A 26,568-nucleotide genomic window follows, 5' to 3' on the forward strand; every position below is an offset into this window, starting at 1 on the left:
GCGCGGGCATTGCCAAGGGAAAGTACGCTGGGCGCCGCCGTTTATCTTGACTGTGCGTGTCACGGGCATGACTGAGCCTGCCAGCTTGCACGCTATGAAAAGTACAACCTTCTACGTGGAACGTGCATTTTCCACGGCTTTTGCCCGACGCATACTGGCCCGGTATTTTTGCCTGTTCCCGGCCAGAAGCCACGGTTTTCCTGACAACCGTGGCTGCTCGGCACGGGAGGCGCTCACCTCCAATAATAAAGAGCCCCGCCATGAAAAAGCCCAATCCTCTGCTCGAAGACCTCAAGGCCGTATTGCCGGCCATCGCTGCCAACGCCTTTGCGGCCGAGAAAGATCGCAGTGTGCCCGCCGAGAATATCGTCTTGCTCAAAAGCATCGGCATGCACCACGCGTTGCAGCCGCGCAAGTACGGTGGCCTGGAGATTTCCCTTCCTCAGTTTGCCGATTGCATCGCGCTATTGGCCGCGTCTTGCGCCAGTACCGCCTGGGCGATGAGCCTGCTGTGCACCCATAGCCATCAATTGGCGATGTTCTCGTCGACCTTGCAGGACGAGGTGTGGGGCGATGACCCGGATGCCACCGCCAGCAGCAGCATTGCGCCCTTCGGCCGCACCGAGGAAGTCGACGGCGGGGTGACCTTCAGCGGCGAAATGGGCTGGAGTTCGGGGTGCGATCACGCGGAGTGGGCGATCATGGGCTTTCGCCGCAAAAACGCCGAGGGCAGCCAGGACTATTGCTTCGCGGTATTGCCCCGCAGCGATTACGCGATCCGCGATGACTGGTATGCGGTAGGGATGCGCGGCAGCGGCAGCAAGACGTTGATTGTCAAGGATGCCTTTGTGCCTGAGCATCGCATCCAGAAAGCCAAGGACATGATGGAAGGCAAGTCGGCAGGTTTCGGTCTGTACCCGGACAGCAAGCTCTTCTTTGCGCCGTACCGACCGTATTTTGCCAGCGGTTTTTCCACCGTCAGCCTGGGGGTCGCCGAGCGAATGCTCGAGGTGTTCCGCGAAAAGACCAAGACCCGCGTGCGTGCCTACACCGGTGCTGCGGTGGGGGCTGCCACGCCGGCGTTGATGCGCCTGGCCGAGTCCACCCACCAGGTGGCAGCGGCGCGTGCCTTGCTGGAAAAAAGCTGGAACGAGATCGCCTGGTACAGCGAGCAGCACCAGTACCCGAGCCGTGAAACCCTGGCGTTCTGGCGGACCAACCAGGGCTACGCCACCAAAATGTGCATCCAGGCCGTGGACCGCTTGATGGAAGCCGCCGGCGGTGGCGCCTGGTTTGAGAGCAACGAGCTGCAACGCCTGTTCCGCGATTCCCACCTCACCGGTGCGCATGCCTACACCGACTATGACGTGTGCGCGCAGATCCTCGGGCGCGAGTTGATGGGGCTTGAGCCCGATCCTTCGATGGTCTGAGCCCCGCCGTAGCGCTATCCCCATAACAACAAGCAGGGCTGGTCTGTGGGCCAGTCCGGGAGTTTTTCATGTCTGAAGTCCTTGCATCCCAAGCCGCCAACTCATTCGACGCGCGCGCGTTTCGCCGTGCCTTGGGCAACTTCGCCACCGGTGTCACGGTGGTGACGGCGGCAACCGCCAGCGGCCGTAAAGTCGGCGTGACGGCCAACAGCTTCAACTCGGTGTCCCTGGACCCGCCGTTGATCTTGTGGAGCATCGATAAGCGCTCCAACAGCCACGAGGTGTTTGAAGCGGCGAGCCACTTCGCGGTCAACGTGCTGGCGGCGGATCAGATCGATTTGTCGAATAATTTTGCCCGGCCCAAGGATGATCGTTTCGCTGAGATTGAATTCGAACCAGGGGAGGGCGGTGCGCCGGTGTTTGCGGACTGCTCGGCGCGTTTTCACTGTGAAAAGTTCCAGCAGGTCGACGGTGGCGACCACTGGATCATGATCGGCAAAGTAGTAGCGTTTGACGATTTCGGCCGTTCGCCCCTGCTGTATCACCAGGGCGCCTACTCGATGGTGCTGCCCCACACCCGCATGACCAAGCGCGACGAAGGCCAGCCGCCCAGCAGCCATTTCCAGGGGCGCCTGAGCCATAACCTCTACTACCTGATGACCCAGGCGTTGCGGGCGTATCAGGCCAGCTATCAGCCGCGCCAGCTGTCCACCGGGCTGCGTACCAGTGAAGCGCGGATGTTGATGGTGCTGGAGAATGACGCCGGGCTGGACCTTAACCAGTTGCAGCGTGAGGTGGCGATGCCGGTGCGTGAGATCGAGGAGGCGGTGGCCAATCTCAAGCGCAAGGGTCTGGTGGTCGACGATAACGAGCGTGTGCGGTTGACCGTCAAAGGCGTTGATGAAACCGAGTCGCTGTGGACCATCGCCCGGGAACAGCAGGACAAGGTGTTCGCTCAGTTCTCGGCTGAGCAGATCGAGTCGTTCAAGGCCGTGCTCAAGGCAGTGATTGCCAGCTGAAGTTTGTTGTATCTGTGGCGAGGGAGCTTGCTCCCGCTGGGCCGCGAAGCGGCCCCAACAATGGGACTGCTGCGCAGTCCAGCGGGAGCAAGCTCCCTCGCCACATTTTGCTTTTACTCTTTTAGAACGGCACGGCGACCGTCACCTGGCTGTACAGGTTGGTGCCATTGCCGCCGACTTGATTGCCACCGGTGTTCTCGTCCTGCTTGGGCTTATAGAGGCCAACAAGCGGGGTGATGATCAAGTGCTCATTGACCGCCCACTCCGCAAACACATCCAGCTCCCGACCGCTCAAGTCGAGGTTACCGCGCTTGTGGGTGGTTGAATAATCAAAGAACAACGTGCCCACCGTCAGGTTCTCCAGCGGGTGCACCTTGAGCGCCACATGCTGGATCGCGGTGTTGCTATTGAAAGGCCCCGCGTAGTTGGCGGCCACTTCGCCCTGGAACCAGGTGCCGTAGCCGGTGCTGTAGCCGTTGAACATGGAGTCCCAGCCTTCGGAGTAGCGGCTGTAGCGGTAGGTGATGTCAGGGCTCCACAGGGTATCGGCGAAGGTGTAGCCCGCTTCTGCATACCAGGCTTTCTCGGCGCCGGCGTCTTTGTCTTGCCAGGCGTATTCAAAACCGAAGTGGGCGTTCTTGATGCCGGCGTCGCCGCTGCCGCGCAGGCTGTAGATGTCCATGCCTTTGCGTTGCTGCTGGAAGTCGCTGGCGTAGCGCTTATCCACGTCGATGCCATGGATGTAGGTCAGGCCCAGGGTGCCGGGGGCGGCGGTGTAGTCCAGGGTGCCGGCGGCCATCTCGGTCTTGGCCTGGGCGCGGTTGTCCGACTTGATCCACATGACACTGCCGTGCAACCCGTCCTTGCCACCCAGGCGCAATACTGCGGTTTCATCGAAGGCGTGGCGGGCGGCGAGGTAGTAGGCGCCGCCGCGATTCAACGCACCATCCGCCGGGCCTTTGCCGAAATTCAAACCGTCATCGTTGATGATAAAGCCATTGCCCAACTGGATGATCTGCCGGCCGAAGGACAGGTCCACGCCGTCCTTGCCCAAGGCCGGGAACAAGTCGCCTGAGCGCCAGCCGGCGAAGGCTTCGTCAAATTTGGTGGTGCGTTCGCTACCGTTGCTCAGGCCGGCGGCATCGCCGTCACCCCAGGTGCCCGAGCTGACCAGGTTGGCCGTGCCATACACGCTGCCGTAACTGCCTAGCGTACGGTCGAGGCTTAAGCCATATTTGACGAACCCTTCACGCCAGGTGGAACCGCCGGTTGTGCCGTCGTAGTTCTTGCGGCTGTTGAACAAGCCATATACGGCAAGGAAATTGCCGTTGATATGGGTGTCGCTGTCGGCATACAGCTCGTAGGCCTGTGCGGCCTGGACGCACGCAGCGCTGGCCAGTCCCAGCGCCACGGCCATTGAGAGTGAACGGGTAGTTGAGGTGTGCCCCATGGTGATTGCCCCTGTTGTTGATGTGCGGTTGAAGATCAAGCGCGCCATTAATGGGGGGCGTGAGGGGCAGGCGTCTTTAACCACCGTGCCAGCCATTTGACTCAGCTCGCCAGCTGCATGCGGTTGGCAGGCTGCAACAAATCCGCCGGCAGCCGTGGGCAAGACGCTCATGGAGCAGGGGCGCACAGTGAGGGTGTGCGGCGACGCCAGCCTCCTGTAGAAAGGATCAGCCTGTCGCTACTTATGCCAACCTAACGTCAGGGACATTAAAAAATGTCGAGCAACCCTAAGCTCACTGAGCACTTGAATCGCGGATCGGTGGGGTTTCCTACCGCACTGGCCAGTACGGTAGGCCTGATCATGGCCAGCCCGGTCATCCTTACGGCCACCATGGGCTTTGGCATTGGCGGCAAAGCCTTTGCCGTGGCGATGGTGATCGCAGTGGTGATGATGCTGGCCCAGGCCACGACGTTTGCCGAAGCGGCGGCGATCTTGCCCACCACCGGCTCGGTGTATGACTACATCAACTGTGGCATGGGGCGTTTTTTTGCCATCACCGGGACGTTGTCCGCCTACCTGATCGTGCATGTGTTCGCGGGCACTGCTGAAACGATCCTGTCAGGGGTCATGGCGCTGGTGAACTTCGAACACCTCAACACGCTGGCCGAGTCGGCCGGTGGGTCGTGGTTGCTGGGGGTGGCGTTTGTGATCAGCTTCGGCATTCTCAACGCCTTTGGTGTCAGCGTGTTTGGGCGTGCGGAAATCATCCTCACCTTTGGCATGTGGACCACGCTGATGGTGTTTGGCGTGCTGGGGTTGATCGCGGCGCCGGCGGTGGAGCTGGACGGCTGGTTTGGCGAGTCTCTGGTGGGCAGTGACCCGATGACCATCCTGTCGTTGGTGGGCATGGCCATGTTCATGTTTGTCGGCTGTGAGTTTGTCACGCCGCTGGCGCCGGACTTGCGCAAATCCGCCTCGACCATGCCCAAGGCGATGCTCCTGGGCCTGGTGGGCGTGGCATCGTGCATGTTCATTTATGGCGCGGCGATGAAGCGCCAGGTGGAAAACCTGGTGCTGGACCCGGCGACCGGGCTGCACTTGCTGGATACGCCGATGGCGATTCCCAAGTTCGCCGCCCAGGTCATGGGGGATATCGGCCCGGTGTGGCTGGGCATCGGCTTTTTGTTTGCCGGCGCTGCCACCATCAACACCTTGATGGCCGGCGTGCCGCGCATCCTGTACGGCATGGCGGTGGATGGTGCGTTGCCGAAGGTGTTCACCTATTTGCACCCACGCTTCAAGACGCCGCTGTTGTGCATTCTCGTGGCGATGCTGATCCCGTGCCTGCATGCCTGGTACCTGGGCGGTAACGCGGACAACATCCTGCACTTGGTACTGGCGGCTGTGTGTGCCTGGAGCACCGCTTACCTGCTGGTCACGCTGTCGGTGGTGATCCTGCGTATTCGTCGCCCGGACCTGCCACGGGCCTATCGCTCGCCGTTCTTTCCGCTGCCACAGATCGTTTCCAGCGCGGGGATTTTGTTGGGCATGTGGTTTATCACGCCACCCGGCATGAACCCGGCGGACGTGTACATTCCGTTTGGCGTGATGTTGGGCGGCACCGCCGTGTACGCCTTGTTCTGGACGCTGGTGGTGCAGAAGGTCAACCCCTTCAAGCCGGCGCGGGTGGAGGACGTATTGGCCAAGGAGTTCGCCATGGAACCCGGTATTCAGGCGCGTGAGGGATTTGATCATGCTTGCAAGGCTGTCTGAGCTGTTCGGCGCCCAGCGTGCGCCGACGGGGTATCGTCCGGGGGCGACGCTTGAGCGTGTGCGGCGTAACCTGGGCCAGGCCTCGTTTGAGTTTTCGACGCCGGTGCGCGCGCAGTTTCAGTTCAGTCCAGAGGGGCCGCTCATCGAGGTGCATGAGCGTGCCGAAGCGCAGTTGCTGATGCATGTGGTGCTCACGGATTTTCGCTTCCACACGCCCGCCTCACCGTGGAGCGAGGGGTGTTACCAACTGCACCACACGGGGGCCATTACCCGCACGGGGTTGGTCTGCCGCCGCCGCAAAGGGCCGCAGGACTTTGCCGATTGGCTGACCCTTGAGCTGAGCGCCAACCAGATGTCGCGCGAGGCGCTGATGCCGTTGGATTTCAAGAAGATCACCCTTGAATACACCAGAGGCGGCTGGAGCGTGGCGTTGGAGCATATGGGCGGCAGCGAGGTGGTCAATCGGATGCCGGCTTTTCGCCGCTATATTTCGTTGAGTATTGAACAAACCCGCCTGTTGCAGCAGAGCATTTTGGCTCTACACCAAGTGCTCAAGACGCTTTAAGCCTTGAATGGCATGGCTTGTGCTTATGTACTTTGCATAGATCTACAGTTGTGCGCCTATAGATAACATGTTAACTATTGGCGCACAAAAATAAGCATCGCGTGCGGAGGTATTCATGAGCATCCATCAGGCTGCCTGGGACGGGTTGGACCACTGGACCACCACCATGCAGGCATTGTGTGGTCGTTTCGAAACCCAACTGGCGTTCAATCGTTCGTTGTTTATTGGTGATATTTCTACCTGGTCCCATGGCGGATTGTCACTGGCCAATATGCGCACCAACGCCGGCAATATCGTGCGTTACGGTGATCGTGCCGATTGCGACAACGACGAACACTGTTTCCTGGTCAGCCAGCGCACCGGTTACTCCCACATCACCCAGGGCGGTGTGACCATTCAGTTGGCGCCCGGCGACCTGATGCTGATGGATTCGGTCGGCCCTTGCGCGATTGCCCCCCATGGTTTGATCGAGCATGTGTCGCTGTCCTTGTCGCGCGCCCAGGTGCAGCGCCAGCTTAAAGGCGTCTCGCCGATCTTTGGCAAGATCTCGTCGACCAAGGCCTGCGGGCGCATGCTGCATTTGTTGATGGACCAGGCGTGCAAGGGCAGCGATGGCACCGACAGCGCGGCGGCCGAGGGTGAGGCCTTGCAGAGCGCGTTTATCCTGCTGTTGGCTTCCGGGTTCGAGCAGGCCGAGGAGAAGACCAACGATGCTGCCGTGCTCGGCGGCGTGAACCTGCGCAGCTATGTGCAGAAGGTCATCGATGAGTCCCTGGCCCAGACCAACCTGACACCCGCGTGCCTGGCGGGGCGCCTGAAAATATCGGTCAGGCATCTCTACCGGCTGTTCGAGGAAGAGGGCGACAGTGTGTGCCGTTACATCCAGCGCGCCAGGCTTGAGCGCAGCGCCACGGACCTGGCCAATCCCTTCCTGCGTGGGGAGTCGATCACCTCGATTGCCTATAAGTGGGGGTTCACCGATTCCGCGCACTTCAGCCGCTCGTTCAAAAAACACTTCGAGCAATCGCCGAAGGATTTCCGCGCGCAGGCGCTCTCGGGCGCCTTGGCCGGTGCCGCCTGACTGTTAATTGATTAACGACTTGACCTTTCGCCAGGGCATTGACTAACCTCACGACCTCGCCCTACCGACCGGTAGGTTGCAAGTCGTGAGCTTATGATGAAATCGATCAATTCAAACAGTGCCACATTGAAATTCGCCATAGCCTTGGGTGCCATTGGCGCCCTCGGCCCGTCGGCCGTCGACATGTACCTGCCCAGCTTGCCGGAGATGGCGGTGGAGTATTCGGCCAGCGTGGCCAGTATCCAGCTGACGTTGACGGTGTTCCTGTTGGCGATGGGCCTCGGCCAATTGCTGTTCGGCCCTGTCGTCGACGCGTGGGGGCGCAGGCGCCCATTGATCGCCGGCCTGGTGTTGTTCAGCCTGAGCGCACTGGTGGCCGGTGCAGCACCGACGCTGGATTGGTTGCTGTTGGCGCGTTTCGTTCAAGGGCTGGGCAGTGCGCTGACCCTGGTGGTGATCATGAGCATGGTGCGTGATGTCACCCAGGGCGTGCAGGCGGCCAAGCTGTTTGGCTTGCTGATGACCATCGAAGGTGTGGCGCCGATTATCGCGCCGGCCCTGGGCGGCTACATTGATGCGCACTTTGGCTGGCGCGCGGTGATGGTGGTGCTGGCGGCCCTGGGCGCGTTGGTGGCGGTGAACTCCATGGTGGTGCTGCGGGAAACGTTGCCCGCGAACAAGCGTGAGCCGCTGAACTTCAAACGCGCGATGCGCACGTACGCACGCATCGCCCAGGACTCGCGCTTTCTGCAACCGGCGCTGGCGCTGTCAGCGGTGTTCTTCTTCCTGTTCGCCTACATCGGCGGGGCGACGTTCATCTACCAGAACGACTTCGGGTTGCCCGCTGCCCAGTTTGGTACCCTGTTCGGCGCAACCGGTATTGCGATCCTTTTAGGGGCTTCGCTGGCGGCGAAGCTGGTCGGCCAACACGGTCTGGCACGCATGGCGGTGGCGGGTGCCTGCTGCATCGTCGCGGGTGCTTTGATTGCCTGCATCAGTGCGGCTGCCGGTTTGGGTTTGTCTTGGCTGGTGGCCGGAGTGGCGCTTGCGTTGCTGGGCGTGGGGATTGCAGAAACCACGCTGATGACCCTGGTGATGTCGTCGCAAACCACCGCGCTGGGTTCGACTGCTGCGTTGCTGGGGGCCTTTCAACTGGGCATCTCGGCGTGCGCCACACCCTTGACCGGCCTGGTGAGTAATCACGGCGCCACGGCGTGGTGCGGTTTGCTGGTGCTGTGCGCCGCTGCAGTGGGTGTGCTCACCTGGATCAGCGTGCGCCAAGGCAAGGCGGATCAGATCACCGCGTTAAATCATTGATAAAAGAATGCTGGCAAGGATATTCACATGAAAGTGCTCAGCCCCTCAGCGGGCAGAATTTGCGACATCGCCCTGGTGCATTTCGCCGAGCGTGGCTACGACGCCTCGTCACTCAACGACATCGCGGTGCTGGCGGGCATGCGCAAGCCGTCGTTGTATGCGCATTTCAAAAGCAAGGATGACCTGTTCAGTGCGGTGCTGGATTTGGCATTGACCACCGAACGTCAGTACCTCGAGGAGCAGTTTGCCGTGGCTGCCAGCGCTTCGGTTGGCCTCGACACGCTGTACACCGACCATCTTGCGCAGCGCTATGAGTCTTCGGCGGCGCTGCGCTTTCTGCTGCGCACGGCGTTTTTTCCACCTGCCGAACTGAAGGGGCAGGTGAGTGCGGGTTTTGAAGCTTATCTTGAACGCATGCGCGAACTGTTTGGGATCAGCCTCAAGGCCAAGTACCCCGCGCTGAACGCCACCGATCTTGGCATATTCCAGGACGCGTACATCGGGCTGATCGACAGCCTGCATGTCGAGCTGATCTACGGCAACGAGGCCACCTACCGCCGCCGTGTCGCCGCCTTGTGGCGAATCCTCGGCGACTCGATTGGCATGGCCGCCGGGCAGGCATAAAAAAACCACTGCCGAAGATCGGCAGTGGTTTCAAGGCAGCGACCGCAACGCGATCAAGCGACAGCGAAGTAGTGCTTGACGAACTCTTCGCTGACGATCTCCCACACCACCGCAGTGCCCTTGGTCACGAACCAGCTGTCGCCCACGCCATAACGCGTGCTGTTGCCGGTGGCTACTTCCGTGAGGATCACTTCACCGGTAACCACGGTGGCTTGCTCGTTGAACGGGTATTCCATGCGGAACTTGCCCTTGGTGGTGCCGAAGTAGGCGCTGCTGACCGGGTCGGTGGGCGCGCCAAAGGTCATTTTGCCAAAGGCTCTGACTTCGCCTTCGAGGATGGTCGAGCCGAGGTCGGCCACGGTGCCCCAGGCATCCAGTGCCGACAGCGTGACGTGTTGCTCGATGGTGGTAATGGTCATGGCAGTTCTCCAGTGAGTAGGGTGAGCGGGGCAGTCAACGGCGACCGTTGAAGTAGCCCGAGAGTTGGTGAAGGCTTTTGCCGGCCGTGAGGATCAAGGGGCGGATATGATCCTTGCCGAGGATTTGTGCGTGCTTGACGGAGCTGATCAGGTTGTAGCGTGACGAGCCTTCGCTCATGCCCTCGGCCAGTACCTTGCAGATAATGTGGCTCGGGGTGACGCCGAAGCCGGCGTAACCCTGGACGTAAAAGGCGTTGGGGCGCCCGCTCAGCGTGCCGATTTGCGGGAACAGGTTGGCGCCCGTCGCCATCGGTCCGCCCCAGGCGAGGTCGATCTTCACGTCCTTGAGGTAGGGGAAGATGTTCAGCATCAGTTGGCGATTCCACGCCTTGAGGTCTTTGGGAATATGCTCGATCACCGGTGTGGCCGCGCCGAACAGCAGGCGGTTCTCATTGGTCACGCGGTAGTAGTCGATCACCGGGCGGATATCGCTGTAGGCCCCGCGAATCGGGCTGATACGCTGGATCAGCTCTTCCGGCAATGGCTCGGTCATCATCTGGAACGCGTAGGTGTTGATCGTGGTTTTGTGCAGTTCCGGCTCCAGCTTGTTGAGGAAGCTGTCGCACGCCCATAGCAACTTTTCAGCCTTGACCGAGCCACGGCCGGTGCGCACGGTGATCTGTTCACCGTAGGTCACTTCGAGGGCCGGGCTGTGTTCAAAGATGCGTACACCCAAGCCGGACGCCGCCTTGGCTTCGCCCAGCAGCAAATTAAGGGAATGCACATGGCCACCGCCCATGTGCAGCAGGGCGCTGCTGTAGGCGTCGGAGCCGATGATCTGCTTGACCTCGCGGCCTTCCATAAAGCGAATCTCATCGCGGGTATTGATGCGCTTGAAGTCCTTCTCCCAGGCGCGCAGGGTTTTCGCCTGGCGAGCATTGAAGCCCATGTAGCCATAGCCATGGCAGAAGTCCGCATCGATGGCATATTTGGCGATGCGGTCCTTGATGATGCCCGCGCCCAATTCACTGATTTCAAAGATCTCGCGCAGGCCTTGTTCGCCGACGCTGCTCTTGATCTTTTCGAGGTCGTGGCCGATCCCCGCCATGATCTGGCCGCCATTGCGCCCCGTGCCGCCGAAACCCAGGTAGCGCGCCTCCAGGACCACGATATTGGTGATGCCTTTTTCGGCCAGTTCCAGCGCGGTATTGATGCCCGAAAAACCGCCACCAATGATCACCACTTGCGCTTCGATATCCTGTTCCAGGGTCGGGAAGGCGAGGTTGTATTTTTTGGTGGCCGAGTAATAGGTTGGCGTTTCGATAGTGATCATGGCGCGGCCTGAATAGATTGAAAAAAACGTCACGACAAGGCGTTAGCTAGCCCTGTTCCATGGCGTACATTAAGGGCCTAACGAGCGGTAGGTGTCTTGACTGTGCCTGCCTTCGCTTTTGTACCTGCGTGCCATCGCCCGCGCCAGATGGCTGATGCAGAACCACAGGATGAGCAGGCTGTGATAAATTGATTAACGTATTAACAAAATAGCTGGCTGTGATGCATGACCAAACCCCGCCCGTCCCTGACCCTCAATCTCCTGCAAGCACGCGAAGTCGCCATGAGTTTTTTCCGGCCTTCACTCAATGAACATGGCCTGACTGAACAGCAGTGGCGCGTTATCCGCATCCTCACTCAGCAGGGCGAACTGGAAACCAATCGCCTGGCCGACCTGGCCTGCATTCTCAAACCCAGCATGACCGGCGTCCTGAGCCGTATGGAAGCGGCTGGCCTGGTGCATCGGCGCAAGGCCGACCAGGACCAGCGTCGGGTCTTGGTGACGCTGGCAGCAGGCGGGCAGGCGTGTTTTGCCTCTATGAGCGATTGCATGGAGCAAAATTACCAGCGCTTGCAGGAACGCTTCGGCGCCGAGAAACTCCAGACCCTGCTGGCCTTGCTCACAGAACTGAAGGCGATCAAGCGCTGAGCAAAAAGACCGCTTCATTCACATGAAAGCGGTCTGGGTACAGGACGATGCCGGTCTTAGTAAACGCCGCCGCCAACAGGGTCTGGCAGCGGCGAATCCTTGAACTTGCTGGCCAACGTTTGCAACCCGCGCATCAGCACCGTGGTGTCGACACCGACCGCGACAAACGCCGCGCCCAGTTCGATATAGCGGCGGGCCAGGGTTTCGTCAGCGCTCAGAATGCCAGCCGCTTTGCCCGCCCGTTGAATGCGCACGATCGCGTCCTCAATGGCCGCTTGCACGTCAGGATGGCCAGGGTTGCCGCGATGGCCCATGGCGGCGCTGAGGTCGGCAGGCCCGATAAAGACCCCGTCCACGCCGTTCACCGCCGCAATCGCGTCGAGGTTGGCCAGCCCTTCGGGGTTTTCAATCTGCACCAGCAGGCACATCTGTTCGTTGGCCAAGTCCAGATACCCGGGGATGCTATTCCAGCGCGAAGCCCGCGCCAGCGCACTGCCAACACCGCGCACACCCTGGGGCGGATAGTGCATCGCACGCACCAGCTGGCGCGCCTGTTCGGCGCTTTCAACCATGGGCACCAACAGCGTCTGCGCGCCAAGGTCCAGCACTTGCTTGATCAGTGCCGTATCGCCAATCACCGGGCGAATCACCGGCTGGCTGGCATAGGCGGCCACCGCTTGCAGCTGGCTCAACATACCGCGCAGGTCGTTGGGCGCATGTTCGCCGTCAATCAACAGCCAATCGAAACCGGCATTGGCCGCCAGTTCGGCGCAATAGGCGTCAGCCAGGCCCAGCCATAAGCCGATTTGCGCGGTGCCGCTGCCCAGGCGTTGCTTGAAGAGATTTACCGGCATATCCATGACAGGTTCCTCGTCAGACAAAACGGCAGGAGATGGAGCCGAGCATGTCGTAGTCGACATGGAAGGTATCGCCGGGATTGGCGGCCACCGGGCGCGTAAACGAGCCGCCCAGGATGATCTGCCCGGGCTGTAGCGTGACGTCGTATGGCGCCAGCTTGTTCGCCAGCCAGGCCACGCCTTTGGCCGGGTGGTTAAGCACCGCGGCGGACACCCCGGATTCCTCGATCACGCCGTTGCGGTAGAGCACGGCGGGGACTTTGCGCAGGTCGATGTCCGTCGGGCGCACCGCGCGTCCGCCCATGACCACGCCGGCGTTGGCCGCGTTGTCGGAGATGGTGTCGAAGACTTTGCGTGTGGCCTTGGTGTGCGGATCGATTTGCTGGATGCGCGCGTCGATGATCTCCAGGGCGGGGATGACCCATTCGGTCGCATCGAGTACGTCGAAAATCGTGCAGTTCGGGCCTTTTAGCGGCTTGCCGAGGATAAAGGCCAGCTCCACTTCGACCCGTGGCACGATAAAGCGGCTGAACGGGATGTCGGTGCCTTCGTCAAAAATCATGTCGTCCAGCAGCGCGCCGTAGTCCGGTTCGGTGATGTTCGAGGAGACTTGCATCGCGCGCGAGGTCAGGCCGATCTTGTGGCCGACGAGCTTGCGGCCATCCTTTATTTTGCGGTCCACCCAGGCCCGTTGAATGGCATAGGCGTCTTCGATGGTGATGTCGGGATGGTCCAGGGAAAACTGGCGCACTTGTTCGCCCGTGCGTTCGGCCTGGTCCAGTTGTGCGGCGGCTTGCTGTATCACGCTGGAAGGAAGCATGTTCAGGGTCTCTTACTGTGGATTGACGATGGCGGCCTGGGTGCGCAGCACCAGCAAGGCGCCCAAGGTGATAAAGGCTGCGAGGACATACAGGGCCAGGCTGGCGCTTTGGGTGTTGTCGCGCATCCAGCCGATCAGGTACGGCGCCAGGAACGACGCAATGCTGCCGAAGGAACTGATCAGGGCGATGCCCGCCGCTTGGGTCGAGTTGGATAAGAACGCCGGAGGCAGTTGCCAGAACATCGGCAGGGCGGCACTGGCGCCCATGCCGGCGATGATCAAGCCCGTCATCACCAGCAACGGGTTGTGTGGCAGCAGGCCGGCGATGGCAATGCCGGCGGCGGACATCAGCAGCGGCACCAGCAAGTGCCAGCGGCGCTCGCGGCGACGGTCCGAAGAGCGCCCGCAGGCAATCATGAAAAAACAGCCCGCCAGGTACGGTACGGCGCTCAGCAGGCCGACCTTGCCATCGCTGCCGATACCGGCGCCGTGGATCAGCGACGGCATCCAGAATGCCAGGGTGTTCACCGCCAGCATGACGGCGAAATACACCGCCACCAGGACCCAGACCTGGGTGTCTTTGAGGATGCCGGTAAACGAGGTGATGGCTTTGCGTTGCTCTTCGCTGTGCAGTTGCTCACGCAGTTGAGCCTTTTGTGCATCGGTCAGCCAGTTCACGCTTTCAAAAGAGTCAGGCAGGCATTTGAGGACCACCAGCCCCAGCAGCACCACCGGCGCGCCTTCGATCAGGAACATCCACTGCCAGCCCCGCAGGCCGCCGAAGTCGTGGAAGGCCTCAAGGATGCCGCCCGACAATGGGCCGCCGATCACCCCGGCCATCGGCACGGCAATCGCGAACAGTGCGGTGACCTGGGCACGCCGGCGCGCCGGGTACCAGCGATTGAGAAACACAAGGATGCCCGGGAAGAATCCCGCTTCCGCCACGCCGAGCAAAAAGCGCAATACGTAGAAGCCAGCGGCATCGTTCACGAACAGCATGCTGGTGGACAAAATCCCCCACACCACCATCAAGCAAGCGATCCAGCGCCGCGGACCGAAACGGTCCAGCGCCAGGTTGCTGGGCACGCCAAACAAGGCATAGGCGACAAAAAACAGGCCGGCGCCGAAGCCGTACACGGTATTGCTGAAGTGCAGGTCGGCACTCATCTGCATCTTGGCAAAGCCAATGTTGATGCGGTCCAGGTGGGCAAACAGGTAGCACACCAGCAACAGCGGCATGAGCCGCCAGGTGATGGTGCTATGGGTGTTGTCTTGCGAATGGCGCAAAGGCTGTGTGGCAGTGTTGGCTGTGCTCATGATGTTGTACTTCTTTTTATATGAGATAGGCACGGGGAGGAGGGCGGCGGGCCGCCATCAGGTAGGTTTGTTGAACAACGGGTGCAGGCTGCTGTGTTTGGCGTCGTAGACCTGCGCCGCGCTTTCATCGATTTGCAGGGTGATGCCCAGCGGCCGGCGCTGGAGAATCGGCTCAAGATGGGCGCGCAGCACCGCCAGCAAGCTGTCGCCGACGGCCTGGTGCACCGCTGGGCTGCGGCCGCTGCCCATGCGCAGGTTGGCGTAGCAAAAGCCGTAGTCGCCCTTGCCGTCGGCGACGGCGCTGTGGGCCGCCGGGTAGGCCAGCACGCGGGTGCCGCCGGTGGGGAACACGGCTTTGCCGGCTTCGTCGCGCTGTTCCAGCATGGTGTCGGCCAGGGCACGGCAGAGCGCGGACATGTCCGTCTCTTGCTCAAGCTCGGGTGTGTAAAGCAGCACCAGGTGCGGCATGTCGAGTCTCCTGCGCTTAAAGGCGGCTGGTGGATAACACCGCGCCAGGGTTGGCCGCTTGAGCCGGGGGAATGTTGGCGCCGTCTTGCGGCGTCACGGGGAACACCACGTTGATCTGCCCCGTGCCGGAGGAACCGAAGTAGGGCGTCAGCACCTCGGCCTTGCCGTCATAGTCACTCCAGCCCAGCGCGCCAAGGAGCATGGCGGTGTCGTGCATGAACCCTTCGCCGTGGCCTTTGGCTGCGTATTCCGGGAGCATCCCGCAGAACTCCGGCCACTCGCCGTCTTCCCACATTTTCACCACGCGGTGGTCGAGGGTTTCCAGGAACGGGCTCCAGACCTTGGTGGCAAAATCCGGCGCCTGGCCGTTCTGCGCAAAACGGTGCGACAGCGAACCGCTGGCGAGGAACGCCACCGTGCCGTCGTAGTGATCTTCGACGGCCTTGCGCATCGCCCAGCCCAGGCGCGCGCTGTCCGCCAGATAGTGCGAGGTGCACAGGGCGGACACCGAGATCACCTTGAAGTCCTGGTTCTGGTTCATGTAGCGCATCGGCACCAGCGTGCCGTACTCCGGGCCGAGGGTGGTGGCGTGGTGCGCCATGGTCTCGACCTGGAAACGGTTGCAGGCTTCGGCGAGCAACAGGCCCAGCTCGGTGTTGCCGGGGAACTCATACGGCATATTGCTGATGAAGTGCGGCAGCTCATTGCTGGTGTACACACCCTTGAAATGCGGGCCGCAGAGCACGTGGTAATTGGCGTTGACCAGCCAGTGCGTGTCGAACACCACGATGGTATCGACCCCCAGTTCGCGGCAGCGGCGGGCGATTTCATAGTGGCCGTCGATGGCCGCCTGACGAAAGCCCTGGCGTGGGCCGGGCAGTTCAGAGAGGTACATGGACGGAACGTGGGTAATCTTGGCGGCTAGTGCCAGCGTGCCCATGATGAGGCTCCTTTCTTGTTGTTGGGTGCTTGTGCGGCGGTCTTCGACGAATATAAGTGAAGCCCACCGCACACGGTGGTCCGGTTACACGCCCCAGCGCGGGATGTGATGGCTGCCCATCGAGATGCACACGTTCTTGATCTCGGCGAACACTTCAAAGCTGTATTGGCCGCCTTCGCGCCCGGTGCCGGAGCCTTTCACGCCGCCGAACGGCTGACGCAGGTCACGCACGTTCTGGCTATTGATAAAGACCATGCCGGCCTCGATGCCGCGCGCCAGGCGATGGGCCTTGCCAATGTCCTGGGTCCAGATGTACGAGGCCAGGCCGTATTCGGTGTCGTTGGCCAGCCGCAAGGCTTCGGCTTCGTCCTTGAACGGAATCAGGCACACCACCGGCCCAAAGATTTCTTCCTGGGCGATGCGCATGTTGTTGTTCACATCGGCGAACACGGTGGGCTGGATGAACTGCCCCTTGGCCAGATGCGCGGGCAGGTTGGCCGGGCGCTCAAGGCCGCCCGCCAGCAGGGTGGCGCCTTCTTCGATACCGATCTTGATGTAGCCGGTGACCTTGTCGTAGTGGGCCTGGGTGATCATCGAGCCCACTTGGGTCTTCGGATCTTGCGGGTCACCGACGATCAGGCGCTTGGCCCGCGCCGCGAATTCGGCGACGAAGGCCGGGTACACGCTTTCTTGAATGAACACCCGGCTGCCGGCGGTGCAGCGTTCACCATTCAACGAGAAAATCGTGAACAACGCCGCGTCCAGTGCGCGCTCCAGGTCGGCATCTTCGAAGATCAGCACTGGCGATTTGCCGCCCAGTTCCATCGAGTACTTTTTCAGCCCGGCGGTCTGCATGATCTTCTTGCCAGTGGCCGTACCACCGGTAAAGGAAATGGCGCGCACATCGGGATGCCGCACCAGCGCATCACCGGCGGTCGCGCCGTAGCCCTGGATAATGTTGAGCACGCCATTGGGAATGCCGGCCTCGACGGCCAGGCGCCCCAGTTCGTTGGCGGTGAGCGGTGACAGCTCGGACATTTTCAACACGGCGGTATTGCCCAGCGCCAGGCACGGCGCCGTCTTCCAGGTGGCGGTCATGAACGGCACGTTCCACGGCGATACCAGGGCGCATACACCCACCGGCTGGTACAGGGTGTAGTTGAGCATCTGGTCATCGACCGGGTAGGTGTGACCGTCCATGCGGGTGCACACTTCGGCGAAGAAATCGAAGTTGTGGGAGGCGCGGGGGATCAACACGTTCTTGGTCTGGTGGATCGGCAAGCCAGTGTCCAGGGTTTCCAGCTCGGCCAGGTGCGGCACGTTCTGCTCAATCAGCTCGCCGAGTTTGCGCATCAGCTTGGCGCGTTGCGCCGCCGGGGTGTTGGCCCACTTGGGGAAGGCTTTCTTGGCGGCGGCCACGGCTTGTGCGACTTCTTCGGCGCCGCCGCTGGCCACCTCACCAATCGCCTCGCCGGTGGCGGGGTTGTAGTTGATGAACACGTCTTTGCTTTCGACTTCGCGGCCGTTAATCCAGTGCTTGATCATGCTGTTCACGCCTCTTGCTCAGCGAGCTGCTTGTTCTTGAGAGTTTGCTGCTTGAAGAATTCGGCTTCGCTGACAATCCGGTTGACCAGGCGGCCGACGCCCTCGACTTCCACGATCACTTCATCGCCCGGGACCACATCGGCGAGCCCTTCCGGGGTGCCGGTGGCGATCATGTCGCCCGGTTGCAGGGTCATGAAGCTGGACAGGTATTCGATCAAGTAGGGGATGTCGAAAATCATGTCCTTTGTGCTGCCTTCCTGGCGCAGCTCGCCGTTGATCCAGGTGCGCAGCTTCAGGTTGGAGGCGTCGGGCACGTCGGCCACGTCAACGATCCACGGACCGACTGGGGTGGTGGCGTCGCGGTTTTTCACGCGCAGGTTGGGGCGGTAGTAGTTTTCCAGGTAATCGCGGATCGCGTAGTCGTTGCACACGGTGTAGCCGGCCAGGTAGTCCAGCGCATCCTCACGCTTGACGTTGCGGGCAGGTTTGCCGATGACCGCCACCAACTCGCACTCGTAGTGCATGTAGGCGACGTTGTCCGGGCGCCAGGTGATCTGCTCGTGGCCGGTATAGGTGCCCACGGATTTAACAAAGGCGAGGGGTTCGGTCGGCGGCGCGAAGGCCAGTTCTGCGGCGTGGTCGGCGTAGTTCAAACCCAGGGCGAACATGCTGCCGGTGGCAGGCGGCAGCCATTCGACGACGCTGGCCGCGACGCGGCGACCGTCGGCGAGGTGCAGGGTGTTGTCGTCGCCTTCCACAGTGGCGGTATGAATGGCGCCTTCAAAAAGGATACGTGCGTGTCTCATACAGCGGCCTCCTGCTCGGCGACGATGTGATTGACCAGGCTGCCCAGGCCGCTGATCTGCACTTCGACCCGGTCACCCGGCAGCACATCGACGCGGCCTTCCGGTGTGCCGGTGATCAATACGTCACCGGCGTGCAGGGTCATGAATTCAGTGATTTCGGCAATCAGTTGCGGGAGGCTGCGCACGAAGTTTGCCGTGGAGTTTTCCTGGCGCAGTTCGCCGTTGACTAACAGCTTCAGGCTCAAGTCGTGTGAGTTGTTAACCTGGTCGCGGGGAATCAACTCAGGGCCGATCGCGCAAAAACCATCACGGCATTTGGCTTTGACCGCCGGGCGGTAGTAGCTGTCTTCCGGCAGGCTGAACTCGTTGACGATGGTGTAGCCGGCCACGTAGTCGAGGGCCTGCGCCTCACTGACACGGCTGGCGTCTTTGCCGATGACCACACCCAGTGCGGGGCCGGGCTGCAGGTGTTGGATGCCCGCCGGGTAAATCACTGTCTGATCATGGCCGTTGCGCGTATTGGGCGTCTTGATAAACAGCACCGGTTTGACCGGCGGCTGTTTGTACGGCGCTTCGTGGAATTGAGCGAGATGCTGATCAACCAGACCCTGGTAGTTCAGTGCAACACCGAACAGGGTGCCGGTCGCAGCGTCATGCAAGGCACGGCTCATGCTTTTCTCCTGGCAGGGGCGGGGCGCGGTTGGCCTCGCCTCAATTGTTAATGTGTTAACGTTATAATTAAGATGTTAACGATCGTCAAGGCCTGCGCTGGTGGCGAAAGTCTTTTCGCAGGCGCAACATGAGCGGCGCTGCAGGCGATACCGATAAAAATAATGAGTACAGACAGATGAATGATCGTCACCCGATCCCCAACATCAACATCGGGCAGGTCTACGACCAGCGCTACAGCGATAGCGAGGTGCACTACGACAAGCTGGGCAACCTCGCCGGCTTTTTCGGGCGCAATATGCCGGTGCATCGGCACGACCGTTTTTTCCAGGTGCACTACGTCAAAAGCGGCGCGGTGCGTGTCTACCTTGACGACCAGCAATACCTGGAGTCGGGGCCGATGTTTTTCCTCACGCCGCCGACGATCCCCCATTCGTTCGTCACCGAAGCCGACAGCGACGGGCATGTGCTGACGGTGCGCCAGCAACTGGTCTGGCAATTGATCGAGAGTGACCCGCAATTGGCACCGGGCCCGCAATTGGCGGCGGCGTGTGTTGCGCTGGATCGGCTGGCCTCCGAATACCAGGGCGAAGCGCGGCGCTTGGCGTTTTTGTTCGAAGAGTTGCGTGTCGAGATGAACAACACGGCGGCAGGCCACAGCGCGGCGCTGTTGAGCCTGACGCGCTTGATCATGCTCAGCCTGTTGCGCCTGTGCGCCAACTCCCTGGAGGCAACACCCGCGCGCCATGAGGACTTGCAGATTTTCCATCGCTTCAATGAGCTGATCGAAGCCCATTACCTTGAGCACTGGGCGTTGGCACGTTATGCGCAGGCCGCAGGTGTTACGGAGGCAAGGCTTAATGACGTGTGCCGGCGTATCGCCGACTTGCCCTCCAAGCGCCTGGTGCTTGAACGTGTCATGCAGGAAGCCAAGCGCTTGTTGCTGTTTACACGGGGTTCGGCCAACGAAATCTGCTACCAGCTGGGTTTCAAGGACCCGGCTTACTTCAGCCGTTTTTTCCAGCGTTACGCGCAAATGACCCCGGGGGAGTATCGGCAACGTCAGGCGGGTTTGCGCTAGCGCCAGCATCAGTCTGCTCCGTCTTCATCCAACGGCTGCGAAAAAAACCGCGCAGGGCGCGGCTGAAGAAAGAGAGACCCATGCTGATGGATTTTATGCGGCACGAACATGCGCTTTACGGTGGATCGATTGCACTTTCCACGTCTTTAGAACAGCGACAGGTTGTAGCCCACGATCAGTCGGGTTTCGTCGATGTCGGTGGTCAAGCCGCCGCCGGAGCGCAACGTCGCATTGCGCAGGCGGATGTTCAGGTTCTTGAACGTGCCGCTCTGCACCACGTAGCTCAGGTCCGTGTCGCGCTCGCGCTCGGTGCCGCCACTGACGCGGTTGGTGTCGATGTGGGAACCGCTGACGTAACGGGTCATGAAGGTCAGCCCCGGCAGGCCCATGGCGGCGAAGTTGTAGTCATACCGCAGCTGCCAGGCGTCGGTTTCGGCTTTGGTGAAGACGTTGATCGTGACCAGGTTGACGGAGTAGGGGTCAAGGCCCGGGTAGGCGAAATCGCCTTGGCCCGACAGGTTCTGATACCCCACGCCGAGTCGATGACCGCCGATGCTCAAGCTTTCCATGCCGTTGAAAAACCGGTTGTTGATCCGCCCGCCATCCACGCGGGTGGCGGCGCGCAGGCGGTGGTCGCCGTCTTCACGGGTGACGAAATAGCGCAGGTCCGAGCGCAGGCTGAACCCGCCGCCCAGGGGCATATCGTGGGTAAAACCGGCGAAGTCCTGGCTGTAGATGTCCTTCATGCGCGCATGGTAGTAACTCGCGGTGAGCGTCGGGGTCAGCGCATAACTGCCGCCGGCCAGGTCCAGATAGCGGGTGTTGACGCCGGCGTAGCTCATGGAATCGTTGCTGCTGGAGTCCCGCAGGTTCTGTTGTTCCAGGCGGCCCAGGTTCACGGTCAAACCGTCGAATTCCTTGGAGGTGATGAGTTCGCCGCTGTAGGTGGAGGGCAGCAGGCGCGTGTCGTTGAACGCGGCCACCGGCAGTTGCGGTTGCAGGGTGCCCACTTTCAGCACGGTCTGCGACAAGCGCACTTTGCCGGTCAGCCCCAGCTCGCTGTAACTGTCGGCCGCTCGGCCACTGGCGCCGTAGGGCAACAGGCCGGTGCCATGGCGGTCCGGGCTTGAGTCCAGCTTGAGCCCCAGCTGGCCCAGCGCATCCAGGCCGAACCCCAGCGTGCCGTCGGTAAAGCCGGACTCGTAACGCAAGACCAGGCCCTGGGCCCATTCGGTGGCTTGGCTTTGCGGCGCATTTGCCTGGCGATAGTCGCGGTTGAAGTAGTAGTTGCGGGTTTCCAGCGTGGCCTTGCTGTCCTGGATAAAGTCGGCAAAGGCCTGGAACGGGAGGGCGGTGATGCACAGGCTCAATGAGGCCAAAGCACTGCGGGTGCTGACGCGCATGGGGGTGATTCCTTGTTGTTTTTATTGGGATCGTTGGCAGGGACTATGGATGCCCCTTTGTGTAGTTAACATATTATCGATAATGCAAAAAAGCAAAGCCTTCCTGCAACACTTCATGCGGTTTAAGCGACATGCCATATGCCCCGCGGTTGCACCCGAGGGCTGTCGACCTTAATCTGACCGTTCTTCCACAGCGCGCACACGAAATGGCCAATCCCAGACCTTCTCTGACCCTCACACTGCTCCAGGCACGCGAGGCCGCAATGGCCTTCTTCCGTCCAGGGCTCAACGAACACGACCTGACCGAGCAGCAATGGCGCGTGATCCGCATCCTGCGTCAGCAGGGTGAACTGGAAAGCCACCAGTTGGCCAACCAGGCGTGCATTCTCAAGCCCAGCATGAGCGGTGTGTTAAAGCGCCTTGAGCGCGACGGCCTGGTGACACGGCGCAAATCCACCGAGGACCAGCGGCGTATCTTTCTCAGCCTGACGGTGCAGGGGCACCAGTGCTTCCTGTCGATGAGCGAGGGCATGGAGCGCGGCTATCTGGAAATCCAGCGTCAGTTTGGCGAAGACAACATGCAGCAGTTGCTTGAGTTGCTCGGCGAGCTGAAAAAGATCAAGCCTTGATGTGGCAGTGTGTGTCGATCAAGCGAAAAAAACCGCCAGGAGGCGGGTTTTAAAGGGGGCCATGGAGGGATCTATGAAAAAAACTATCGTCATGCTTTTACTGGTCATTCTCGGATGTGGAGCAGCTGCTTATAGATGGAGCGAACTGCATAGCCGGGATAACGTGGCAAAAGCGTCATCAATGGTGTCCAGGCATTTGCTTGCGTTTAAACGGGAACCGAGACTCGACCTGTCCAGCTACTTGGCGCGCGGTGAGGATGCTGAGAAGGAGCTGGCGGCCGACCTGCTTGAAATGCAATCTGCCGATTGGTCGGGCGCCGAGACGAAAAGAGAGGCGGCAATAGAATTCACAACTCGCGCCTTGAACGTCATACGCACCCAGACGCGCTTTCGTACGGCAAGTTTGCGGGTCGGTATGACTGAGCGGCGACTGCTAGAGGATGAGCGCGCGCTAGCCCAAGAGACGGATCCGAACCTCAAGGCCCTGGCAGCTGAACGCCTGCAAGCCTACAAGGATAAGTACATGCAGGAGCGGTACGAGTATTACCATCAAGAGGCCGCTCTTGGTATGCACAGTGAGATGCTGCTAAGGGCAAATGATGGGGTTAAAGTTGTATTCGGTGAAGATCGTGGGCTGGATGTAACGACTCAGGAATTTATGAAACAGCTTTTCTAGCCTTGCTTTTATGCCCCTGATAGAAGCCTCCGTAGGGTTGAGCTTCTACTTTCACAGTGTGCTGGACCTCAAGCACTGCTCACTATAGGTAGCTCATTATGAAAGTGACTGATGTGTTTGCGGTCCCTGCCTCAACATTGGCATTGGGTAATCGATAGCAAGCAGCGGCTAGCGGGATTGTAAAGCTAGTGGCAGAGGTGTTGAATCCATTAAACGAATAGGGGGGGCTAGCGCAATAGGTTGCCCTGTCTCATCCATTAGTTTTAGTCCTATCCCTTTGGCTGTTGAACTGGAGTCAAGTGCTACGATGCCCGTTCCAGCATCGATGACATGGGTATTAGCTTTGATGGCATAATTGACTTTCTTGATTCCAGTTTGGCACTCGTTGAGGTCAATATTGAATTTAACCGTGTGAGGTGCATCACCCGCATTGTCGAAATCCATTATGCGATAGTCATCACCCATTTGGACTGACACGTTAGGGGATTTACAGGATGCGGTATTTAGATTGATAAGATTGATCAGATTAAATTTAATGAACACCAAGTCGGTAGTTTGAAAATTGCCGAGGAAGCCTGCTGGAACTGGGATTTCTGATAATAGTTCTTCAGTTTTTATGATCTCAAGTGTGAAGGTATCGATCTCGGTGTGGTAGTCGCCTGGAAGTAGATCGATCGAGTGACGCAGGTATGGATATGTTGTCTTACCCGTTCCTATACGAAATGAAAGCCCTGTTTTACCCAGAGGGTAAGTAGCGTCGGAGGAAGCTGTGCCCAAGGCGGGGTTCATGGTTAAGCCATATTTGGTTATCGCATTGCATTTAAAATATTGCAGACTTCGCCAGGCTCTATCCCGGTATCAGTTTCGAGTTTGACCTGAGCCCGCGTCAGGTCGATCTGATCAGCGATCCGGTGGATGTAGTAATCCGTATGGGCGAGCCGCCAAGCTCGAACCTGATCGCTCGTAAACTCGCGAGTTTAGGGCGCGGGCTGTATGCATCTCCACGATACCTCGAGGTTTCCGGCGAGCCTGAACACCCAGCCGACCTGGTTAATCATGAATGCCTGCGAATGCGTAGCGCAGGTGCCGACCGTTGGACGCTGTCACGCGCCTCCGAGAGCGTGGATATCGATGTAGGAGGGCGGTTCGAACTCAATAGCGTAGGCATGCTCAGGCGTTTGGCGTCGTTGGATCTTGGTATTGCATTGCTGCCTGAGGGCATCGCGGGGCAGGACGTCGCAGACGGAATGCTTTGCAAAGTCCTGTCGCAATGGCAGGCATCACCAGTTTCGGTCTATGCACTGACCGAAACGCGTCTGCTTCCGGCGAAAACCCAAAGGTTTATTGAGTTTCTAAGAGATAGGCTAGAAGGTGCGTAGTGTCGAGTGCGAATGGGCACTTTTGGCCGATTCCTACCCTTCTCAAAGGGCAGCTCTGGTTAGAAACCTGGCATTTCGAATGCCGGTTGATTCCACAGAATTTCACTGTAAAAAGGTTGTGGACATTCAACGAACCACCTGCTTCAAAAAGGTCACAGGGAATGAGATCGCTAGAAAACAATCCGCCAGGGTTCACACGTATTCCGCTGGCCGCGCTCGGCGTCGGGCTAGGCTTTGCCGGCGTCCTCATCGGCGCACTGTTTGGCATTGTTTTCAGCCCCTCGCGGAAGTTGTTCGAGGCGCCGGCAGCGTTTGTGTGGGTGGTTCTGGGCATCGTAGTGAATTTGGCGGCGTTGATCATTACGGTCACATGAGACGCCTCGCTCATGAAGGGCCAATCTTGGCCGGTAGCCGTCTGTTGCAGGGAAGCAAACGCCAGCCGCGCCGCAAGCGAGGATAGCGGCCGCTTGCGGCGTGGCGCGCGATTGCTGGCTCTGCATGAGTGATGTCACAATGTCGCGCCACGCCTTGCACGCTCAACCACGAGCGCGATTCACGGACTCTCACGATGCCCAGCCTCTGTTGCTGTTCTAACGCGCTCAACCGGCCGGAGAGATCTCTGTTGGTTCGGCTGCGTCGACTGCTGTGTTTTGTGTTGCTCTCGGCTCAGGCTGCGTGGGCGAGTCCGGTCACTCAACAGAATGGTGCTGAGCAGGTTATTGATGTACAGCTACGTTGGAGGCATCAGTTCCAGTTCGCGGGCTACTATGCCGCCATCGCCCAGGGCTATTACCGCGAAGAAGGACTGGACGTGCGCTTGCACGAAGGTGGCCCCAATGTCACACCGGTCGAAGAAGTGCTCTCTGGGCGTGCCCAATACGGCGAAGCCAATAGTGAATTGCTCTACGCACGTCTGCATGGAAAGCCCTTGGTAGCGCTGGCGGTGATTTTTCAGCACTCACCTTCCGTGCTCGTGGCTCGCACAGACCAAGGTGTTCGCACCGTGCACGACCTGATCGGCAAGCCGTTGATGCTGATGGATGCACAGACAGATGCCGATTTTCTGGCGATGTTCCGTAGCGAGGGTATACCCCTCGAAAAACTACAACTGCTACCCAGCAGCTTTCAAATTGGGGATCTGGCCAGCGGTAAAGTGACGGCGTTCAACTCGTACCTGACCAACGAGCCCTTCTACCTGCAACAGCGGGGCGTGGAATACAACATCATCTCGCCCGTCACCTATGGGATCGACTTCTACAGCGACATCCTGTTCACCAGCCAGGCCGAGATTGACGAGCATCCACAGCGGGTTGAGGCCTTCCGCCGCGCTACCCTGCGCGGCTGGCGCTACGCAATGGATAACCCCGAGCAAATCATAGACCTGCTGCTCGACCAGTATTCGGTGGATAAAAGTCGCGCGCACTTGCAATTCGAAGCTCAGGCCATGCGTCCGCTGGTGGTATCTGACCTGATCGAGATCGGTCATATGAACCCAGGGCGCTGGCAACGTATGGCTGAAACGTTCCTCGAACTGGGCATGGTCGACACTATCGCCGGTCTGGAAAACTTCATTTACGATCCCAACCCGCCGCAACTCGTCGAGCGGCTGCGCAAGACCATTGTGCTGATCAGCATCGGCTCTGTGCTTGTCCTGATATTCGCTCTGGTTCTGTTGAATGCCCAGCGCCATCTACGCAAAGAGATCAAGTTGCGCAAACTTGCTGAAGAGGAAGTACACAAGCTGGCTTTCTATGACAGCCTGACGGGCTTACCCAATCGCAATAGTTTTATTCCCTTCGCTAGTCAGAGGCTGCTTGACGCAAAGAATCGTGGAGAGCATCTGGCCCTGTGCTATATCGACTTGAACCACTTCAAGCAGATCAATGATCGTTATGGCCATCAGGCGGGCGATGCCATGCTGATTCACGCAGCCTCGGCGATCAAATCCAATATTTGCGAGTTCGAAATAGCTGCGCGCATGGGCGGTGATGAATTTATCGTGCTGCTCGGCGGCGCGCATCACAGAAGCGATATCCAGCGCATCACCGGTGAAATCTGCGAAGCCGTCGCCTTGCCCATTCCATGGGAAAACAGCCAGATCAAGGTTAGCGCCAGCCTAGGAGTGGCGTGGTATCCGGAAGATGGTGAAGGCCTCGACGATTTGATTTTCAAGGCTGACACCGCCATGTTCCAAAGCAAAGCCAGTATCGCTGCACAGGCTTGAAGCTGCTGCGTGGTGCCCCTGCGAAAAGACTTGGTGGTTAGAAACCAGTGCGCCACTGCGGTGTGCGTGTGCGTCGCCCTTCGCATGAGGCTTCT

At 59.9% G+C, this 26,568-nt stretch carries 26 protein-coding genes and 1 pseudogene; 14 read left to right on the plus strand and 13 right to left on the minus strand.

What is annotated here, in order from left to right; all coding sequences use genetic code 11:
• The first annotated feature begins 260 nt into the window (after window positions 1-260).
• Both ACZRMO_RS08850 and ACZRMO_RS08855 read left to right on the plus strand, forming a co-directional pair.
• On the plus strand, window positions 261-1,430 hold the full coding sequence (locus ACZRMO_RS08850) for a p-hydroxyphenylacetate 3-hydroxylase oxygenase component (RefSeq protein ID WP_463972597.1): 1,170 nt from the start codon (window positions 261-263) through the stop codon (window positions 1,428-1,430).
• Between the two features lie 68 nt (window positions 1,431-1,498).
• Window positions 1,499-2,449: a p-hydroxyphenylacetate 3-hydroxylase reductase component gene (locus ACZRMO_RS08855; protein WP_463972598.1), complete on the plus strand. Its 951-nt coding sequence runs from the start codon at window positions 1,499-1,501 to the stop codon at window positions 2,447-2,449.
• A 121-nt stretch (window positions 2,450-2,570) separates the two neighbouring features.
• On the opposite strand, the gene ACZRMO_RS08860 is transcribed toward ACZRMO_RS08855, so the two are convergent.
• On the minus strand, window positions 2,571-3,899 hold the full coding sequence (locus ACZRMO_RS08860; RefSeq protein ID WP_463972599.1) for an alginate export family protein: 1,329 nt from the start codon (window positions 3,897-3,899) through the stop codon (window positions 2,571-2,573).
• 273 nt (window positions 3,900-4,172) lie between these two features.
• Here ACZRMO_RS08860 and ACZRMO_RS08865 point away from each other — a divergent pair, with 273 nt between their 5' ends.
• The 5 genes from ACZRMO_RS08865 to ACZRMO_RS08885 all read left to right on the plus strand — a co-directional run bounded on the left by ACZRMO_RS08865 (window position 4,173) and on the right by ACZRMO_RS08885 (window position 9,259).
• Window positions 4,173-5,672 carry an APC family permease gene (locus ACZRMO_RS08865; RefSeq protein WP_463972600.1) on the plus strand — a complete coding sequence of 500 codons (1,500 nt, stop codon included), beginning with the start codon at window positions 4,173-4,175 and terminating at the stop codon, window positions 5,670-5,672.
• Window positions 5,653-6,237, plus strand: coding sequence for a DUF3156 family protein (locus ACZRMO_RS08870; RefSeq protein WP_463972601.1), 585 nt, complete (start codon window positions 5,653-5,655; stop codon window positions 6,235-6,237). Before ACZRMO_RS08865 ends, ACZRMO_RS08870 begins: the two co-directional genes overlap by 20 nt.
• 115 nt (window positions 6,238-6,352) lie before the next feature.
• On the plus strand, window positions 6,353-7,318 hold the full coding sequence (gene feaR / locus ACZRMO_RS08875; protein ID WP_463972602.1) for a transcriptional regulator FeaR: 966 nt from the start codon (window positions 6,353-6,355) through the stop codon (window positions 7,316-7,318).
• Between the two features lie 96 nt (window positions 7,319-7,414).
• On the plus strand, window positions 7,415-8,635 hold the full coding sequence (locus ACZRMO_RS08880) for a multidrug effflux MFS transporter (protein ID WP_463972603.1): 1,221 nt from the start codon (window positions 7,415-7,417) through the stop codon (window positions 8,633-8,635).
• 27 nt (window positions 8,636-8,662) lie between these two features.
• Window positions 8,663-9,259: a TetR/AcrR family transcriptional regulator gene (locus ACZRMO_RS08885; RefSeq protein WP_463972604.1), complete on the plus strand. Its 597-nt coding sequence runs from the start codon at window positions 8,663-8,665 to the stop codon at window positions 9,257-9,259.
• A gap of 53 nt (window positions 9,260-9,312) precedes the next feature.
• On the opposite strand, the gene ACZRMO_RS08890 is transcribed toward ACZRMO_RS08885, so the two are convergent.
• Window positions 9,313-9,678 carry a cupin domain-containing protein gene (locus ACZRMO_RS08890; RefSeq protein WP_463972605.1) on the minus strand — a complete coding sequence of 122 codons (366 nt, stop codon included), beginning with the start codon at window positions 9,676-9,678 and terminating at the stop codon, window positions 9,313-9,315.
• 34 nt (window positions 9,679-9,712) lie between these two features.
• Window positions 9,713-11,011 carry an NAD(P)/FAD-dependent oxidoreductase gene (locus tag ACZRMO_RS08895; protein ID WP_463972606.1) on the minus strand — a complete coding sequence of 433 codons (1,299 nt, stop codon included), beginning with the start codon at window positions 11,009-11,011 and terminating at the stop codon, window positions 9,713-9,715.
• 225 nt (window positions 11,012-11,236) lie between these two features.
• Here ACZRMO_RS08895 and hpaR (ACZRMO_RS08900) point away from each other — a divergent pair, with 225 nt between their 5' ends.
• Window positions 11,237-11,659: a homoprotocatechuate degradation operon regulator HpaR gene (gene hpaR / locus ACZRMO_RS08900; protein ID WP_463972607.1), complete on the plus strand. Its 423-nt coding sequence runs from the start codon at window positions 11,237-11,239 to the stop codon at window positions 11,657-11,659.
• A gap of 56 nt (window positions 11,660-11,715) precedes the next feature.
• On the opposite strand, the gene hpaI is transcribed toward hpaR (ACZRMO_RS08900), so the two are convergent.
• The 8 genes from hpaI to ACZRMO_RS08940 form a co-directional block, all read right to left on the minus strand.
• Entirely contained in the window at window positions 11,716-12,519 is an 804-nt protein-coding gene (hpaI, locus tag ACZRMO_RS08905) for a 4-hydroxy-2-oxoheptanedioate aldolase (protein WP_463972608.1), read from the minus strand.
• A 13-nt stretch (window positions 12,520-12,532) separates the two neighbouring features.
• Window positions 12,533-13,336 carry a 2-oxo-hept-4-ene-1,7-dioate hydratase gene (hpaH, locus tag ACZRMO_RS08910; protein ID WP_463972609.1) on the minus strand — a complete coding sequence of 268 codons (804 nt, stop codon included), beginning with the start codon at window positions 13,334-13,336 and terminating at the stop codon, window positions 12,533-12,535.
• A 12-nt stretch (window positions 13,337-13,348) separates the two neighbouring features.
• On the minus strand, window positions 13,349-14,653 hold the full coding sequence (locus ACZRMO_RS08915) for an MFS transporter (RefSeq protein WP_463972610.1): 1,305 nt from the start codon (window positions 14,651-14,653) through the stop codon (window positions 13,349-13,351).
• 57 nt (window positions 14,654-14,710) lie between these two features.
• Window positions 14,711-15,121 carry a 5-carboxymethyl-2-hydroxymuconate isomerase gene (locus tag ACZRMO_RS08920; RefSeq protein ID WP_463972611.1) on the minus strand — a complete coding sequence of 137 codons (411 nt, stop codon included), beginning with the start codon at window positions 15,119-15,121 and terminating at the stop codon, window positions 14,711-14,713.
• Between the two features lie 16 nt (window positions 15,122-15,137).
• A complete protein-coding gene (gene hpaD, locus ACZRMO_RS08925; RefSeq protein ID WP_124524654.1) occupies window positions 15,138-16,061 on the minus strand; it encodes a 3,4-dihydroxyphenylacetate 2,3-dioxygenase in 924 nt (307 codons plus the stop codon).
• A gap of 84 nt (window positions 16,062-16,145) precedes the next feature.
• Window positions 16,146-17,606, minus strand: a complete 1,461-nt coding sequence (gene hpaE, locus ACZRMO_RS08930) for a 5-carboxymethyl-2-hydroxymuconate semialdehyde dehydrogenase (protein ID WP_463972612.1) — start codon at window positions 17,604-17,606, stop codon at window positions 16,146-16,148.
• 5 nt (window positions 17,607-17,611) lie between these two features.
• The gene (locus ACZRMO_RS08935) at window positions 17,612-18,412 is read right to left on the minus strand and encodes a fumarylacetoacetate hydrolase family protein (protein WP_463972613.1); all 801 of its coding nucleotides are present in this window, start codon (window positions 18,410-18,412) and stop codon (window positions 17,612-17,614) included.
• Complete coding sequence (locus ACZRMO_RS08940) at window positions 18,409-19,083, minus strand: fumarylacetoacetate hydrolase family protein (RefSeq protein WP_463972614.1); 675 nt, start codon at window positions 19,081-19,083, stop codon at window positions 18,409-18,411. Before ACZRMO_RS08940 ends, ACZRMO_RS08935 begins: the two co-directional genes overlap by 4 nt.
• Window positions 19,084-19,259: 176 nt before the next feature.
• Between ACZRMO_RS08940 and hpaA the strand changes: the two genes are divergently transcribed.
• Window positions 19,260-20,162, plus strand: a complete 903-nt coding sequence (gene hpaA / locus ACZRMO_RS08945) for a 4-hydroxyphenylacetate catabolism regulatory protein HpaA (RefSeq protein ID WP_463972615.1) — start codon at window positions 19,260-19,262, stop codon at window positions 20,160-20,162.
• Window positions 20,163-20,308: 146 nt separating this feature from the next.
• Here the strand turns inward: hpaA and ACZRMO_RS08950 are convergent, their stop codons facing one another.
• Window positions 20,309-21,565 (minus strand): OprD family porin, encoded by a 1,257-nt coding sequence (locus ACZRMO_RS08950; protein ID WP_463972616.1) that lies wholly within the window; start codon window positions 21,563-21,565, stop codon window positions 20,309-20,311.
• A 206-nt stretch (window positions 21,566-21,771) separates the two neighbouring features.
• On the opposite strand from ACZRMO_RS08950, the gene hpaR (ACZRMO_RS08955) reads away from it, so the two are divergent.
• Entirely contained in the window at window positions 21,772-22,194 is a 423-nt protein-coding gene (gene hpaR / locus ACZRMO_RS08955; protein WP_124524660.1) for a homoprotocatechuate degradation operon regulator HpaR, read from the plus strand.
• A 73-nt stretch (window positions 22,195-22,267) separates the two neighbouring features.
• On the plus strand, window positions 22,268-22,870 hold the full coding sequence (locus tag ACZRMO_RS08960; RefSeq protein WP_463972617.1) for a hypothetical protein: 603 nt from the start codon (window positions 22,268-22,270) through the stop codon (window positions 22,868-22,870).
• A gap of 168 nt (window positions 22,871-23,038) precedes the next feature.
• Here ACZRMO_RS08960 and ACZRMO_RS08965 read toward each other — a convergent pair whose 3' ends face one another.
• Window positions 23,039-23,659, minus strand: coding sequence for a fimbrial protein (locus ACZRMO_RS08965; protein WP_463972618.1), 621 nt, complete (start codon window positions 23,657-23,659; stop codon window positions 23,039-23,041).
• 38 nt (window positions 23,660-23,697) lie between these two features.
• Between ACZRMO_RS08965 and ACZRMO_RS08970 the strand changes: the two are divergent.
• The 3 genes and pseudogenes from ACZRMO_RS08970 to ACZRMO_RS08980 all read left to right on the plus strand — a co-directional run.
• A pseudogene (locus ACZRMO_RS08970) lies at window positions 23,698-24,249 on the plus strand (substrate binding domain-containing protein); the annotation flags it as partial.
• 161 nt (window positions 24,250-24,410) lie between these two features.
• Entirely contained in the window at window positions 24,411-24,623 is a 213-nt protein-coding gene (locus ACZRMO_RS08975; protein ID WP_463972619.1) for a hypothetical protein, read from the plus strand.
• 248 nt (window positions 24,624-24,871) lie between these two features.
• A complete protein-coding gene (locus ACZRMO_RS08980) occupies window positions 24,872-26,473 on the plus strand; it encodes an ABC transporter substrate-binding protein (protein WP_463972620.1) in 1,602 nt (533 codons plus the stop codon).
• Window positions 26,474-26,568 lie beyond the last annotated feature (95 nt).

This window comes from Pseudomonas sp. B611 (assembly GCF_055407965.1).